Below are 16,505 nucleotides of genomic sequence, written 5' to 3' on the forward strand. Positions count from 1 at the left end.
TGCGGTGAACATCCCCATTGAGCTCGGCAGAATTCATTTTACGAAAAAAAGCGCAGGTTTTAAGGCGGAATTAGCCCGAAACCTGCGCTTTTTGCAGTTTTTTTGTCCACCTATGGAAATTCATTATGGTCGGTGAACAAGGAAAAGGCTTCGCTGTCGTTGCCTCAGAGGTGCGCAAGCTCGCCGAACAGACTCAGCATGCGGCTGAACAGGTCAGCGGGCTGATTGATGGGGTTAGACATGATACTGCTGAGGCTGCCGCAGCAGGCAGACCCATTCGCTAGCAGTGAAAGCACCTCTATGCTCGCAGAAAACCCACCTTTAGACTAAATAGCCAGGGTGGGTTTTCTGCGAGCATGCACAATCGTTTCTTTTCGTATGAGGATAATACTTGAAAAGAGATGAATCATCTGGATTTATTAATCTATCACCTGAGCCAATTCGAATAAATTCCCCCACGGATCGGTGAAAAATGCGAGGCGGCGATGGATGGCCTCCAAGTTAAAGGGCACCCCGATGATGGTGACCCCTTTTGAATCCAAATACGCAATCGCTTCATCCACGTCGTTCACGGTCATGCAGAGGTGATGGTGACCAGCTTTATACATACTGCTGTTAATATCATGGTAAATGGGCGCGTCATTTACCTCTCCGTCTCCAATGATCTCAAAGTAAAAGGAGTCGTCATGGGGCGGAGCGACATAAGCAAGGTGCAGGTCTCCAAACGGCCATTCTTGAATGACACGGAAGCCCAGCTTCTCCACGTACCAGCTCTTTGCAGCCTCGTAGTCTGGCACACGGATGGCGATATGATGACCTTTCAGTGACGCGATAGGGGTGGCAGCAGAATCCTGCCGAAGGTTAGAGTCATGCATGTTTTTTCCTCCTTGGATTTTATAGGACTAGACTTCGTCTGGTTGACATGTATAAATGTACCAGATGAATACACACTATACTTTGTTCGGAGGTCCAAATCCGTTGTTCATTCAGCTCAAGGTTAAGATCATCAGAACTTTGGCGGTTGTTTGAGTGCGGAAGGTGGGATTCCAAATCTCAGCTTAAACACTTTGGAGAAGTGTGAGACGTTCTCAAAACCCGTTGAGAAGCAAATTTCAGTTACGGATAAGGACGAATGGATTAGCATTTCTTGTGCTTTATCCAATCGGCGATTTCGTATCCACTGGAGCGGAGAAGTATTATAGATCGCTTTAAAATCACGTTTGAAGGAGGATAGGCTTCGGCCAGATAAGTAGGCGAGATCATGCAAGGTTACGGGATTTGTGATATTCGCATCAACGACGTCCTTGATGCTTTTTCGTTCTTGGCGCTTAATCTGAGCAAGCTCAGACAGGAAAATATCATTTCTATCGGCTATGCCAAATAATAATTCTAATAACTTCACCTTAACCAACCCATCTCTAATCCGTTCCGGTTCATTGAAATACGGTCTCAATGATTCCAGATAGCTGAAGAGTCTATCATCAATCGTATGTACAGATACCGGAGCCGGTGTCCTAGATGCTGAAGTAGGAGTATAATCCGCTAGTTTCATAAACTCGTTAATTAATTCGTCTTTTAAGAAGAACATCATATAGTTGAGTACATAATCGAAGTTCGGTTCCCCGCTTTTTTCATATTGGAACGCAATGGATTTATGGATCAGCACCATTTCATGCTTGTTCACCGTATGCACCTCGGTTCCAAACCGTACGGTATACATCCCTTCCATTACGAATAAGAGCATATGGTCTTCTAGAAACAACGTGCCAGTGGCGCCTTCAGTACGTGTGCAAGATTCAATGGCAGACAGTCCATTCATTCTCAATATTCTTTGTTGATGGGTTGGTGTTTTGATTAGAATCCGGGGTATTTTTGTCAATTTACTCAAGGGTACAGCCAATGGACATGACTCCTTAGGAATTATATTTGTAGACTATACTTAACTTAGATATAAGTTTCGTTCGAAGAGGCTCACTTCATGTGATTTCTACGGGATTACTTTTATGAAAACAATGACATGCTGCTGATTAAAGCTGTTCAATCATCTTGTGACAACATGGTTAGAAACGTTTATTCTACCATGCTAATTCTTATTGATAAAGCTTTTACATCAGTTCCAAAAATATAGTTTTGCCAAGGGCAACAAACCCTTATTAAGAAATCCGTCTGTAGCATTCGCTAAGAATTTAACGGCTTCCGTAGGAGCCGTTGACAATACTAAGACTTCCGGGGAGGTTGCGTTATTACTTGTAGTTACAGACAGCAAGGTCAATCGTACAGTTGATAACTATTATGGAATAAACTTCAAACATTTTATGAAGTTATTTTCAAAGTTGGACGAGCTTTCCGCAGGCGAAAAGATCCCAATATACTGTTCAGGTATTACCGATAATGTTCCGCCTAAAGAAGTTGTCCCTATTACAGATGAAGATGGTTACCAAGTAATATCCAATAGCTGGGGCTAATCCAGGCTGACAATTCGGTGCCGAGGCACTTCGAAAAGTCGGCCTTTTTATTGATTTACTTTGTTGAGTTAATCGGCACGTTATCATAATCGCCAAACCTCATCCCGTCAAGAGATAATTTGCAAATGAGCGACATAACGTGGAATCCCCCTTTATTCTTTTGAAATAGGAATGAATTTCCGAGTATGAAGAGCGATATCGCTTTTTTCATTTCATCCTTTTTCACGTAAAATTTTCTTCAGGTCATTAGGGAGATAAGGGATCTACACACAAAGAACAGGAAAGGAAGAGTTACATGAACAGGGTAGAAAAAATCAGATTTACACTCCTTTACAATGAAGCGCCTGAAGCAGATTGTTACGGGTACATGGAGTTGAATCGGGATGGCACTATGATTGCGCTCTACAATAAGTATGGCGAGGAAATCGACATGAATGGTGGACATGAATTTGTCAGGGTAGGGACACTGGGCAAATTCGATGATGAAGACCGCGATAATTTCTATTCCTTGTTAGAAAGTGATGGTGTAGGATAATCTGCACGCCAGACTGGCGAATCGGTGTCCATGCATTACGAAAGGACATAACACAATGAATATTCGGGAGGTAGAAGATGAACAAACGCGTTCAAGAGGCAAGTGGAATAAAGAGAGGACCGATGTTAACCGCGCTGCTCATCGGTGCATTTGTTGCGTTTCTTAACGAAAATTTGCTTGCCAACGCGCTTCCTGGATTGATGCGGGAATTCAACGTTGCTGCCGCGACCATACAGTGGTTATCGACGGGCTATATGCTCGTTATCGGCGTACTGGTGCCAGTGACCGCATTATTGCAGCAATGGTTCACCACACGTCAGATGTTTATGTCTGCGATGGCATTATTTTTAGCCGGCACCTGCTTGTGTGCAGTATCCCCGGGATTCGGATTGTTGCTGATGGGCAGGGTTGTTCAGGCTTGCGGGACAGGATTATTGGTTCCACTCATGATGAATACGATTCTCGCCCTCTATCCTCCAGAACGCCGGGGTTCCGCCATGGGTCTCATGGGGCTGGTCATTATGGTCGCCCCTGTCATCGGGCCGGCTTTGTCGGGGTTGATCATCGATACCTTTCACTGGCGATGGCTGTTCTACATGGTCATTCCTGTCGCCCTGTTTTCAATTATTTATGCAAGCTTTTACTTGAAAAATGTAACAGAACTGACCAAGCCAAGGGTCGATCTTTTATCCATTGTGATGTCAACCGTCGGTTTCGGTTGCGTCACCTACGGCTTCAGCCAAACCAGTGTCTGGGCCGAGCCTGAGGGTTACGGGTTGCTTGCCATAGGAAGCCTCTTCTTGCTCTTGCTTGTATGGCGGCAGCTCAGGATTAAAGAGCCGTTGCTCGATCTTTCCGTATTCCGGCATCCCACTTTTTCTCTAGTTGCAATATTGGTTGTAATCCTGATGATGGTTCTATTTGCCACAACGACATTGCTGCCAATCTATTTGCAGGATGTGATGCAGTTGACAGCCTTCGCAACAGGTTTACTTCTGATGCCAGGTTGCATCTTGAACGGCATGATGATGCCAGTGTCAGGGAAATTATTCGATAAATTCGGACCGCGATTTGTCATTTTGCCCGGACTGTTCTTGATCGCCATAGCGTTGTGGCTGTTTGCCAGCATCGACAGTGATACAACGCGAGGTTCCGTTCTGTTCAATCATGTCCTCTTATTCTTAGGCATATCGTTTGTCGTCATGCCGGCTCAGACGGCAGGATTGAATCAACTTCCGCGGCACCTGGTCCCCCATGGCACAACCATATACAACACGCTCCAACAGATTGCAGGGGGAATTGGCATCGCATTGTTCGTCGGCATCATGTCGTCTGGAGCCAATCGTTATCTCCACCATTCGCTCGATCCTACTGCAATGCTGGAGAAGACACAGAGCATGGTCGCCGGTGTGCAAACGGTTTTTTGGATCGAATTTATTCTCGTCGTCCTTGTTTTGGTAATAAGCTGGTTTATAAAAAAGCTGCCTGAACATCATGAAAGTGATTCATTACAAGCACAGATCGAATCATAAGTTCACAGCCTAAAAACAACGAATAGGGGTGAACCCGGATACCCGGGTTCACCCTATACAGCTTACAACCTAGCAATTATTCATTTAATGAATTTCAAATGAAGCAGCAGCGCTTTGATGACGACTTCCGATTTGGCGCGAGTCGCATTTTGCAAATGGTTGAATTTATCCTTCGTATCACCTTTGAATTTGGACAATTGGCAAATTCAATAGCACTGGAAATCATTACTGCCATAGTTACGGCATCGTTTTCTCATGATACTTTAATTGCATCACCAGACGTTGCGTCAAGCTCAAGCTTTATCGGCGAGACTGATGCTTCGGGGAAAAACCACTCTACTCCGGTTTAATCGCCATCACTCTTAATCGTTTATAATCCGCGTACCATGAACCATCATGAAACAATTCGTTGCGGGCTTTAGCAGCTATTTTCGAACAAACGGCAGTCCGCTCCGCTTCAGAAAGTGCCTTGAAGAAATTGTCGGCGAAGCCCCTCAGCCAATGATCCAAGCCTTGCTCATTGTCGTTGATCTTTGTTGGCCGATCAAAGTGAAGCGCATAGGTGACGCGGAAGCCCTGCTGTTCCAACAATGCGCTGTATTCGGCGATGCTTGGGAAATACCAGGGATTCAGCTTGCCAGCATCCATGCCGAATTCCTCATGCAGCACCTCGCCAATGGCCTGAACGATCGTTTCCACATTTCCTTTCCCGCCAAACTCTGCAACAAACCTTCCGCCAGGGTTCAAACTATTCCGTACACCCGTCAGTACCGACCGCGGGTTCTTCATCCAATGCAGCGCTGCGTTGGAAAAGACGGCATCGAACGTAGAATTTACGGTGAAATGTTCGCCATCACCAACAAAAAATTGGATTTTGGGATATTTGTGCTGCGCCTGCTCGATCATTGCCTCTGATAAATCCATCCCTGTAACATGTGCGCCAGCTTGACTAATTTCATGTGCTAAATCACCGGTTCCGCAGCCCAAATCAAAGATTTTTTCATCCTTCATCGGATTCAAAAGCCGAACAACATCCTTGCCCAATTCAGATACAAATCCAAGATTGCGGTCATAATGATCAGATTGCCAAACTTGATTGGAACTCATGAAATCATCTCCCAACTTTTAGGTTAGGGATAGTATGGCATAGAGCCATTTATAAGTTAAATATATTAAATCTATATACATTATAGTTACAGACTATATATACTCATTTAAAAACTGTATCATTTTGCAATCAAAATCTAAGCCTCACATTATTAAATCCAACCTCTCTAATACATAAAGCTCTAACCCCTTATCGTTTTGCTAGGCACAATACCGAACTTCTTCTTGAAGCATTTGCTGAAATAGTAGGGGTCGGTATATCCAACCTGCATGGACACATCAACAACCTTCAATGACATCAATCCGTCGGAGGATACACCCTTCAGCAGCTCAATGGCTTTATCCAGACGAATATTGGTCAAATATTCGGTAAAGGATTGACCCTTCTCTTTTTTGAAAATATGACTCAAATAGCTCGGATTGACCGCCAGGCTGCGTGCAGCCTCCTGCAAATTGACATTCTCGTTGGAATAGTTGGCAATTACGTAGTCTACCGCCTTGGTCACAATATCTGAATTTTTACTGCGAGGAAGCTGTTTCTCTATTTCCACAAACACCATTTCTCGAAAAAATGTCTCCAGCCATTGCTGCAAGGCAGCTACCGTCTCCAAAATATGCATTTGGCGGAAGAGTGGATGCCTTTCCGTTAGCCAGTCCGGAGGGAGAGAACCTCCCCGTTCAAGAATAGCTGCGCTGCCTAGCGATACACACTCCATCAGCACGAACTGGGCTATCTCCTTGCTTGCCCTGCTTTCCATTAGATGATCGCAAGCACGCCGAATGAGCTCAGTAACGGTATCCTGCTGTTTCTGACGGAGCGCGGTCAACCACTCAGAGCGAGCGATCGGCAGCGAAAAAACAGCGTCCTCTGCCCCCGCATGCTCCTGAGCATAAGCAATGACCTGATTGCCGCCTTGTGTGAACTTATATTTGAGCAGGTACAGCGCTTCCGAATAGGACAAGTAAACTTGGCTAATGCTCTCGTAGCTTTGTCCCAGCCCAAATGTGACGAATAGATGCATTTTCTGATCGATAAAAATACGTGACTGCTCGCATAAGTCGAAAAGCGCAGCATCACTATGTTCAGACAGGCTTGCCAATACGGCAATCTGATTTTTTTCTATATTAATAAATGTGCAATCAACGCCCGCAGATCCCAACGTTTCCTGCACAATATTTTGTACGGCAAACCGCCAAAGCTGCCGCTCCTGTTCCTTGGCAAATCGGGTATTGAGCTCGTCGAGCTCCACGATAATGACCGCATAAGAAGAGAACGCCAGATTAAGTCCATAATAACGAGCTTGCTCGCTTAGCGTTTCTGAACTAACCGTCGGCTCATGCAGCAGGAATTGCCTAATAAAGTGGTCCTTCAATATGGGCTTGGTCTGATCAAGCTGCTGCTTTAATTCGCCCATCGATCGTGAAAACTCATTTTCCTCACACAGCTCATCATGTACAGCGGCCAGCGCCTTGGTGAGCTCGTCCTCGTCAATAGGTTTAAGCAGATAATAGGAAGCGCCAAAACTGATTGCCGCACGGGCGTACTCAAAAACATCATAGCTTGTAATAAAGATGATCTTGGTATTTATATACTCGGATCGCAGCGATTCGACAAAGTCCAGACCAGACATGCCGGGCATATTAATGTCAGCGATAATGAGATCATAGTTCTCCTGCCGCGCCAGCTTGAGTGCTTGGGTCCCGTTCTCGGCCTCATGCTTAATGCGGAAGCCCAGTGCTTCCCAATCGATTAATTGTATAAGCAGCTGACGGAAATAATACTCATCATCTACAATTAGAACTTGATATAATTGCTTCTTCATAACTGAGACGCCCCCCTTTCCTCAAGCTCCCCCCTGCTGGCCGCAAGAGGAACTCGCAATTCTGCTTGAACACCCTCTCCGAGGGTCGAGGTAATGGAGAGCCCATAATTCTCTCCATAAAGCAGGAGAATCCGCTCTTGTACACTGCCGATGCCAAAGCTGTCCAAGTCATGATGTTCCCCATCCTTTTCCTTGCCTAGCCAAATCCGGTTCAGCTGCTCTGCGCTCATGCCGCTCCCGTTATCTCTAACGGTGAAAATAAGCAGCTGCCTGCCATTTTCCTCCGTTTTCCTCCCCGTAATCGAGCATAAAGCTCCTTCACGCTTATCCCTCAGACCGTGCTGAATCGCATTCTCAACTAGCGGCTGCAGAAGCATATTGGCAATCCAGCAGCTCTCAATCGCTTCATCCATTTCAATGCGATAATCAATGTAGCTGTAACGAACCTTTTGAATATAAAGATAACTCTCCAGATGCTTGCGCTCCTGAGAGACAGGAATTAGCTCTTGCCCATTATTAAGCGAGGTGCGATAGAAATCTCCCATTGCCTTCACTACCCGACTGACATCTCGCGCATTTACCATGAGTGCCATGGATCTGACCATTTCGAGTGTATTGTACATAAAATGGGGCTTGATCTGTGAATATAGCAGCCGCAATCCAAGCAGCCTTTTTTGGCGCCCCTCTTGATTGATCGTCTGCAGCAGATCTTGAATTTGCCCAATCATTTCATTAAATTTGTGAGCCACCCTGCCAATCTCATCATTATTCGAAACGACAGCCCGTGCATCCAGATTGCCTTCGCTTACCGCTTTTATCGTTCGGCTCAGTTGGATAATGGGTCTGGTAATCCAACGGGAAAATACAGCCGAAAGAGCGAACGCAATCAGCAGCCCCGCGACGCCAAAACCAACAATGAACAGGGTGATTTTCCATTGATCCTTCATAAGGGTTTGAGTAGGAACAGCGTATACAATCTTCCAGTCATTCTGCTCCATCTCCATCGATGAGATGATCAATCGCCCTTCGTTCGCGTATACCTCATCGTATACTGATTTGTGAAGCAGCTCTGGATCATTAGCGGAAATAATCGTTCCGGCAGCATTGGTTATCATCATTTTACTGTCGAGATGCTCCTCGTCCCGACCATACAATTGGGGCAGCTTTCGCTCGTCGATATTGATGAAAATAAACCCGGTGGTCATGCCGTCGTCTATATCAATGATGCGTCTGCCTACCGCCATTACATTTACTTTTTCAGCGTTAACGAGGAAGGGGCTTTCAAAGGTTTCAATCCAGACAGGCGAACCCGCAGCCGCTATCATCTGCTCCTTCGGATACAGGTCGGCTGCATTAGCCCCTACATTGGTCAAGTTCTCTGAATAGTAGAGCTTATCACTCTTAATGGATTGAATTATAACGGAATTAATATAGGGATTGGACTCCACAAGCGAATTGAGACTGGCGTACAGCAGCTGGATATTTTCAATCTCATGCCACTGGGCCATTCTGTTGCTTTTCAGAACCGACTGATAGGTCTTGTTCACAATGGCGAGCTTGGAATAGTTCTCAATATCGTTAAATAAGGTGCTAATCGTATTCGATATAAGCGAAACCTTGTATTGAGAGCTGCTTGCCGCTCTTTCTACCGCCTGCTGCTTGGTCATATGATACAGCGTAATAGTCAACAGCAGGACACTAGGAAAAATAACCAATAGATTGATGATCAGCATCTTGCTGCGAATTCCCATATTGTGTAGTTTTCTGATCCCATTCATGAATATCCCTCCGTCAGTCGACTCCTTAGATGCTAGAGAATGTCCCCATTATACCAGCCAGCATCAGAGAGAGGAGAAAAACTTATTTCAGGATAGACCCGGCGGTGAAGCTCTTTTCTAATTGTTCACTGAAAAATAAATAGATAATGACTAGCGGAATCGTTGAAATAAACATTGCCGCACATAACGGCCCCCACTCTACGCTGTATTCGCCGCTGAAGTTCATGAGTCCTAGAGGCAGAGTACGAAGTGAGGATTTCTGAATAAACGTTACGGCCATCAGCAGTTCATTCCATACGTTGAGAAAAACAAAGATTCCTACGGATGCTAAAGCCGGTCTCAGCAATGGCAGAACGACATGGAAGAAGGCGCGGATAACGCCATATCCATCGATGAACGCCGCCTCCTCAAGCTCCTTGGGAAGTCCACGCAGAAAACTCGACAATATGAAAATCGCAATGGGTATATTAACCGTTATATACGGCAATATTATCGCAAGCTGAGATTTCAACAAACCAAGGTCTCTAAGCAGCGTAAATAACGGTACTAGTGTCGCATGGACTGGAACCATAACCCCTGACAAAATGATGATGGACAATAGTCCGCTCCACCTGAATCTCATTCGAGTCAAGGCATAGGCCATCATGGAGCCGAGCATAAGTACAACGATTACAGTGATAGTTGTGACAATTACGCTGTTAAAGAAATAATCGCCAATCTCTCCTTGGACCCAGGCGTCCACATAATTTTGAAATTGCCAGGTCTCGGGTAGACTGAAGGCGGAATTGCTCTGAATTTCTTTATTGTTCTTGAATGAGATAAGCACCAGCCATACCAGAGGAATGAGCTGCAGCAGGCCGATGACAGACATAAAAGCGTATAGCCCTATTTTTTTCAAACTTTTTGGACGAATCATTTTTGACGGCTGCTCAGGAAGGTGTAAGGGATGATTGCTTGCTAATTGTTTTTGCATTGGTGCCACTCCTCTACGAATACACTGTATTTCTCGACATCAACTTGTTAATCACCCAGGAGATCAGCAGACATTGTACGACCAGATAAACAGCCAGCGTACTGCCATAACCAAAGTTCATTTTCAGGAAGGCCTCCTGAAACATCCGTACAGCAACAACAGTCGAACTGTTGTCCGGCCCGCCTCCGGTCATGACATAGACTTGCTCGAATACCTTCAATGAGCCGACAACCGCCAATACGACATCCACCTTCAGCACATCGGACAGAAGGGGGAGCGTAATGTGTCGAACGGACTTCCAGCCTGTTGCTCCATCCAACCGGGCAGCCTCATAAATATGATCAGGTATGCTCTGAATACCCGCGAACATAATAAGCATGTGATAACCGATAAATTGCCAAACAAGAACGAAAACCACTGACAGCAAGGAGGTCTTCGTATCTCCCAGCCATAGCTGGGTCATTGATTCTAGCCCAATGGAGCGCAAGAAAGCATTAAGCAGCCCGATGGCAGGATCGTATATTTTGCTCCAGAGCAAGCTAACCATTGTAGTGGACATAATGACCGGGAAAAAGTACACATTACGAAACCATTTGCTGCCCTTGATTTTACGAGATACGAGCATGGCCAGAATAAAAGCAGCAGGCAACTGAAAGATCAGAGAGAACAGCACGAAGACAAAGCCGTTTTGCACAGCTGGATAGAAATTGGGGTCACTGGTAAACATTTTGACATAGTTGTCGAACCCGATAAATTTCATCGGTTGTATGCCATCCCATTCATGCAAACTAAAGAAGACCGTTCGGCAGATAGGATATAAAAAGAAAACAGAAAATAAGGTCAAGCCGGGCAGCAGAAACAATGCCAATACCCAGCGGTTTGATAAAGCCTTCTCCATGCGGGATTCCTCCTAACGCTAGCTGCGATTTACGATAAAAAGAAGAGGCACCTATTAATTACAGTGCCCCGTCCCTTCATTATTGTTGTTTCATGATTTTGTCCATCATCTGCACAAATTCACTTGATGGCAGGGAGCCAGTAAAGAGCTTCTGATTCAGATCCCGGTTCTCCTCATTGACGGCTGCCGGTACCGTATTGCCCCAGAACGTTTGGATAAAAGAATATTCGCTGTAATCTTTCAAATATTGCGCGTAAGCCTCATTAACCTCGCCCTCCGGCTTCACTGCGGTTTCCGCATAGGTTGCTTGTCCCAGCTTGGCAAGCGATTCATTCACCTTAAGCGAATAACGGACGGCAAATTCCTTGGACAGCTCAAGCTGCTTGGAATTAGCATTAACGTACAGACCATATGGAGCGGTGCTTTTCTCACCCATATTGGACGAGAATGGATCAGCTTCTGCGCCCGTTTTAGGGAATTTCACGTAGCCGAGGTCATCGCCAAGAGCCGGGATCGCCTTCGTAAAGATCCAAGAACCATTAACAATCATCAAAGCTTTGCCGCCATAGAACAACTCACGCGCCTCCAGGTCACTGTTGCCGAGAAACCCGGATTGGAATGCATTGGCATTGACCAACTCGATAATTTTGTCCGCCGCGTCTACAAACGGCTTGTCTGAAAAGCTCATTTCACCATTCTGAGCCTTCGTATAGGCATCCTTATCCTCACGCAGCACGAGCAGATTGTAGATGATATCACCCGGCCAGCGATCTTTGCCTCCCAGCGTGATCGGGGTAATCCCCTTGTCATTCGCTATTTTGATGACATTCATCAGCTCATCCCACGTAGTCGGGGCCTTTAAGCCTAGTTCATTCATCAGCTTCTTGTTGTAAGCCAGCAGATAGGATTGATCAGGGCGATAAGGCAGGGAATAGATGTTTCCATCCGCTTCCTTAATCAACATGCCATCGTTAAAGCTTCCTTCCAGTCCTGTACTCTGCAATGTATCGTTGAGCGGAGCAGCCATCTTTGAATTAAGGATGCTTTCTCTCTCCGATTTGCCTGCATATTGAGCAAAAACATCCGGCAGCTCGTTAGCTGATATAGCAACCTTTATTTTCGTTTTGTATGTTTCCGGATTTATGAATTCATAATTCAGCTTAATCTTCATTTCTTCAGCGATTTCTTCAGCTACGGGCTTTAGATAGTCATCCGTATTAAACATCCACAGCGTTAACGAGCCGCCGTCCTTCGCCGAATTGCCATTCGTACCTGGCGCTACTGAATTGTCATTTGTACTACCGCATCCGGACAATACAAGCGAAGCCCCTATGCCAATGGATAGCAAGGATGTGATAAAGCGCTTTCTACGATTCATTTTAAATCCCCCTCTTTATGTCTTCTTGTTGTCGCTTACAGATTTTATTATAGAGATAAATGGTCGTTTGCTTAATGGAATTCCTTTAGGCACACCCGTAAATATATTAGCCATTTGGCAATCACGGTAAAATTCCCAAAGTTATTTCTTGTATCTTACTATTCGTTTATTTCTCCACCTGATACTAATAGAAGTACATCGAACGGCCGCATGGTCACAGCGCCCTGCATCACCTTGCCCGACAGCAGATCGCGCATCGTCTGACGGATTACGACAGTTTGGCTGGTATGCGCATAGTTGAGTAGAAACCAAGTATCTTGCTCACTGTCAATCCGCTGTCTGCGGTGCAGCTCAACCTGCTCCGGCAGCTCCATTAACTCTGCCGCGGGAGAGGACAGCCCTGATAAAGTCAGCAGCTTCGTCGCCGCAATCTCAGTAAATGCCGCGCCAAAATAATAAACGGTTCCCTTGCCCAGCGTATTTCGGGAAACTGCGACACTTCCCTCATAATAGCTTCCACCACTATAATGGCCTACGCTTTGCGCCGAATCTGATGTGATGCGGAGTATATCATTAAATTCCGGTGCTTGTACGGATAGCTGGGTGCCTCCATCTTCCTCGAACGTAATATCTGGTGTTGCTTGATACGGGCCTATACGGGTGAAATCCTCGACTTCAATACCGCACAGATCGACAAGCGGGCCCGGCAATGGCTCCATGCGGCAGTGGCCGTTCTCATCTTTATAGCCGCTGCGGCAGCCGAATATAACCGTACCGCCTTGTTTTGCATAAGCTTCTAGAAGCTTGGCGTGGGCTGTGGTGATGAGCGTCGCATGCGGATACACCAGCAGCTTGTAAGAGCACAGATCCTCCAGCGTCGTTTCCTCATCAAGGTAGAGCGCATCGGTTGGAATATGAGCGCGAACGCAGGCTTTGTACCATTCGAGCAAGCTGTACCTCTCCAGCGGCCCATGCCAGCTGTCCAACTCGCCATCCCATTCATTGTCGTAGTTTTTGATTATGGCGACTTCTGCCAGATAACGCTGTCCTACGATTTGGCTGCCAACCAACTGCAATTCCTTGCCCACGAGAGCGGCTTCCCGCACTTTACGGTTGTCGTGATTAGAATAGTCGTTGATGCCATGCCAGTACATCTCGGTGCCGATGGACGCCGTACGCCAGCGGAAATACAGCACCATATCTGCTCCGTGAGCTATGGACTGATACGTCCAAAGCCGCATCTGCCCTGGCAGAGGGGCTGGCGTTTCCAGCCGGGTAAACCAGCCGCATGCGCCCGACTGTTGCTCCATTACGCAGAAGTGTGGCGAAATGCTGCGCACGACACTGAGGTTCCAGCTCCATTTTTGATCCAGCAGAGGACGATCCCCGGAATCGGGCATAATGGTGCTAATATTGGGATATGAATCATAGGACATAAAATCAAGCGATGTCCGTGTCAGCTTATGGTTGTCCAGATGTCCAAATATTCCGTTATGCGTGACCCACTGGTAGCTTGGCACGATGTCCCTAATGATATCCGCCTGCATACGGCAATAGGAGATGGCGCTATCTGAGAAAAAACGCTTTTCATCTAGTGATTGATGCGGGTTAGGGGCATTAGACACCGTTGGACGAGTTAGGTGCACCTGCTCCCAATCGCTGTAGGTCTGATTCCAGAAGACCGCTCCCCAAGCATGATTCAATTGTTCCAAAGTGCCGTACTTTTCCTGCAGCCAGCTTCGGAATGCAATATGATCGGCTTGCGAATAAAACACGTTCATTTCACAATTCAGCTCATTATCAATCTGCCAGCCGATTACAGCAGGGTGATCCTTGTAATGCTCAGCCATTTGCCGAGCGATACGAGCTGCCAGCTTTCTATAAACAGGAGAGCTATATGTGAAATGCCTTCGTTGGCCATGCTGGTATACCATGCCATTTTGAGCAGCGTTAAGTGTTTCAGGATACTTGGTAGTCAGCCAAGCAGGAGGCGTTGCGGTAGGCGTGCCCAAAATGACCTTAAGCCCGTGCTTATGCGCAGCCGCAATAGCCCGGTCGAACAGGTCAAAGTGAAACTCTCCTTCCGACGGCTCAAAGATCGACCACGCGAATTCGGCAACGCGAATAATCGTAAAGCCGCATTCACGCATACGTCTGTAGTCGTCCTCCCACAATTCCTCCGCCCAATGCTCCGGATAGTAACATACTCCCAATTGAAACTGCTTAGTAAGCTTAGTCATTAAATTCTGTTCCTCTCCTGAAAACGTGAAATATGGTTAAACTCTGGTTCAAGTCGCTCGTACAGCCGCGTGTAGATAGCGAACAGTTCACTATAAATAGCGTGGCGATCAAGGCATGGTTCATGGCGACCCGCAATATGAATCCAGTCTCTAGCCTCATCCATGGATGAGATGTGTCCTAGTGCTTGCATAGCTACGATAGCTGCCCCCAATGCAGAAGCCTCGTGACTTTCTGGAACAAGCAGTTCTCGTCCCAGCATGTCCGAAAGCATTTGCCTCCATATCGGTGATTTGGCAAAGCCTCCAGAAGCGCGGATTTCCCGAGCTGGCCCCGCAATCTCCTGCAGCGCCTCCCCAACGGATAAAATGCTGTAGATTACACCCTCTAATCCGGCTCGAATCAGATGCTCCCGCTTATGCTGCAGGTTAAGGCCGAAGAAAACACCGCGCGCCGAAGCGTTCCAGTACGGAGCTCGCTCGCCAGAGAGAAAGGGTAGGAGAAGCAGACCGTCAGCACCAGAGGAGACACGATCAGCGCTCTGAATCATCAGCTCATATATATCTGCGCCAAGACGGGCTGCCTCCTCCCATTCCGCTGATGCCAGCTTATCCCGCAGCCAGTTGAGAACAATACCGCCGTTGCTGGTTGCACCGCCGATTACCCAGCGCTGCTCGTTCAATGCATAGCAGAAGGTGCGTCCGAACGAATCTGTTATCGCCGTGTCGGACATCATGCGAATGGCGCCGCTCGTTCCGATCGTTACGGCTAGCTCCCCGGCTCCAATAGCTCCTACACCAAGATTGGCCAAAACACCATCGCTGGCTCCGATAACAAAAGGAGTATCCATGCTTATGCCCATACGCTCGGCCCAGATGGGGTTCAAGCCGTTCAATATTTCTGTCGTTGGCACAAGAACGGGCAACTGCTCCTCTCGAATACCCAGAAGCTCCAGTACATCTTCGTCCCAACCAAACTTTTGCAAATTGAACAAGCCGGTAGCTGATGCAAGAGAGCAGTCCATGACGAAGCGATCAAATAATCGAAACAGAATGTACTCCTTAATGCCGATAAACTTTCCTGCTTGTTCGTAGCAGCTCGGGTCCTCCTCCTTCAACCAGAGAATCTTGGATAGGGGAGACATGGGATGCATAGGGGTTCCGGTTCGCAGGTAAATCTGTTCCCCTTCCAGCTCTTCCTTCAATCGCTTGACTTGCCCGGTGCTGCGATTATCTGCCCATATCATGCTTCGAGTTATCGGTTTATTAGAGCGATCCAGAACAATCAATGAATGCATAGCTGAGCTAATGCCAATGCCAATCAGCTCATTCGCTGCTGCTCCCGATCGGCGCATTACTTCTCTAATCGCTGTGATAGTCGCTTGAAACAAGCTTTCAGGATCTTGCTCTACCCATAAAGAACGGGGATAAATGAGCGGGTAATCCACTGAATGAATACCGCGTATGCGTCCTTGGGGACCGAAGGCGACAGCCTTCGTACTTGTTGTACCAATATCGAGCCCTATTATAATTTCGTTATCGAGCAAATTAAGCCCACCTTTGCATGTACAGAATACTGCGGCTTTCATCGAACAGCTCATAAGGTTTCTTATTACAAACTTGCCTATTAGCCTAACTGGTATTAACGGTCAGACTAGATTATAGCGAAGAGCGCCCTTTTGATGAATGGAATTATTTTGGGTGCCATTCGCAAATATTTTTGCAAGCCGTCTATTTGAAACAGCACTAAAAGAGCTTGTTCGTCCCGTGAAGAACGAT

14 protein-coding genes and 1 pseudogene are annotated in these 16,505 nt (G+C 46.6%); 5 read left to right on the forward strand and 10 right to left on the reverse strand.

The genetic code is table 11. From position 1 onward, the window contains the following. Window positions 1–131: 131 nt before the first annotated feature. Window positions 132–257, forward strand: a pseudogene (locus tag AC50X8_RS05315) (methyl-accepting chemotaxis protein); the annotation flags it as partial. 162 nt (window positions 258–419) lie between these two features. Here AC50X8_RS05315 and AC50X8_RS05320 read toward each other — a convergent pair. Together AC50X8_RS05320 and AC50X8_RS05325 are read right to left on the reverse strand one after the other, a co-directional pair. Further along, on the reverse strand, window positions 420–875 hold the full coding sequence (locus AC50X8_RS05320; protein WP_056031581.1) for a VOC family protein: 456 nt from the start codon (window positions 873–875) through the stop codon (window positions 420–422). A 131-nt stretch (window positions 876–1,006) separates the two neighbouring features. After that, window positions 1,007–1,900 (reverse strand): helix-turn-helix domain-containing protein, encoded by an 894-nt coding sequence (locus tag AC50X8_RS05325; protein ID WP_494878991.1) that lies wholly within the window; start codon window positions 1,898–1,900, stop codon window positions 1,007–1,009. Window positions 1,901–2,093: 193 nt separating this feature from the next. Between AC50X8_RS05325 and AC50X8_RS05330 the strand changes: the two genes are divergently transcribed. From AC50X8_RS05330 to AC50X8_RS05345, 4 genes are all read left to right on the forward strand, one after another. Beyond that, a complete protein-coding gene (locus tag AC50X8_RS05330) occupies window positions 2,094–2,465 on the forward strand; it encodes a hypothetical protein (RefSeq protein WP_494878992.1) in 372 nt (123 codons plus the stop codon). 295 nt (window positions 2,466–2,760) lie between these two features. Continuing rightward, window positions 2,761–3,000: a hypothetical protein gene (locus AC50X8_RS05335; protein WP_056031589.1), complete on the forward strand. Its 240-nt coding sequence runs from the start codon at window positions 2,761–2,763 to the stop codon at window positions 2,998–3,000. Window positions 3,001–3,077: 77 nt separating this feature from the next. Then, a complete protein-coding gene (locus AC50X8_RS05340; RefSeq protein ID WP_494865299.1) occupies window positions 3,078–4,532 on the forward strand; it encodes an MDR family MFS transporter in 1,455 nt (484 codons plus the stop codon). Between the two features lie 98 nt (window positions 4,533–4,630). Next, window positions 4,631–4,882 carry a hypothetical protein gene (locus AC50X8_RS05345; RefSeq protein WP_494865293.1) on the forward strand — a complete coding sequence of 84 codons (252 nt, stop codon included), beginning with the start codon at window positions 4,631–4,633 and terminating at the stop codon, window positions 4,880–4,882. Here the strand turns inward: AC50X8_RS05345 and AC50X8_RS05350 are convergent. The 8 genes from AC50X8_RS05350 to AC50X8_RS05385 all read right to left on the reverse strand — a co-directional run bounded on the left by AC50X8_RS05350 (window position 4,869) and on the right by AC50X8_RS05385 (window position 16,315). After that, the gene (locus tag AC50X8_RS05350; protein WP_494878993.1) at window positions 4,869–5,639 is read right to left on the reverse strand and encodes a class I SAM-dependent methyltransferase; all 771 of its coding nucleotides are present in this window, start codon (window positions 5,637–5,639) and stop codon (window positions 4,869–4,871) included. The two genes, AC50X8_RS05345 and AC50X8_RS05350, sit on opposite strands and share 14 nt — an antisense overlap. 182 nt (window positions 5,640–5,821) lie before the next feature. Further along, window positions 5,822–7,462 (reverse strand): response regulator, encoded by a 1,641-nt coding sequence (locus AC50X8_RS05355; protein ID WP_494865286.1) that lies wholly within the window; start codon window positions 7,460–7,462, stop codon window positions 5,822–5,824. Continuing rightward, the gene (locus AC50X8_RS05360; RefSeq protein WP_494878994.1) at window positions 7,459–9,240 is read right to left on the reverse strand and encodes a cache domain-containing sensor histidine kinase; all 1,782 of its coding nucleotides are present in this window, start codon (window positions 9,238–9,240) and stop codon (window positions 7,459–7,461) included. Before AC50X8_RS05360 ends, AC50X8_RS05355 begins: the two co-directional genes overlap by 4 nt. 82 nt (window positions 9,241–9,322) lie before the next feature. Then, window positions 9,323–10,213, reverse strand: coding sequence for a carbohydrate ABC transporter permease (locus AC50X8_RS05365; RefSeq protein ID WP_235533073.1), 891 nt, complete (start codon window positions 10,211–10,213; stop codon window positions 9,323–9,325). A gap of 13 nt (window positions 10,214–10,226) precedes the next feature. Further along, window positions 10,227–11,111 (reverse strand): carbohydrate ABC transporter permease, encoded by an 885-nt coding sequence (locus AC50X8_RS05370; protein ID WP_056031606.1) that lies wholly within the window; start codon window positions 11,109–11,111, stop codon window positions 10,227–10,229. Window positions 11,112–11,190: 79 nt separating this feature from the next. Continuing rightward, window positions 11,191–12,489 (reverse strand): extracellular solute-binding protein, encoded by a 1,299-nt coding sequence (locus AC50X8_RS05375; protein WP_494878995.1) that lies wholly within the window; start codon window positions 12,487–12,489, stop codon window positions 11,191–11,193. Window positions 12,490–12,647: 158 nt separating this feature from the next. Continuing rightward, a complete protein-coding gene (locus AC50X8_RS05380) occupies window positions 12,648–14,729 on the reverse strand; it encodes a beta-galactosidase (protein WP_494878996.1) in 2,082 nt (693 codons plus the stop codon). Further along, window positions 14,729–16,315, reverse strand: a complete 1,587-nt coding sequence (locus AC50X8_RS05385; RefSeq protein WP_056031616.1) for a gluconokinase — start codon at window positions 16,313–16,315, stop codon at window positions 14,729–14,731. Before AC50X8_RS05385 ends, AC50X8_RS05380 begins: the two co-directional genes overlap by 1 nt. Window positions 16,316–16,505 lie beyond the last annotated feature (190 nt).

This window comes from Paenibacillus sp. JT22N15 (assembly GCF_059383755.1).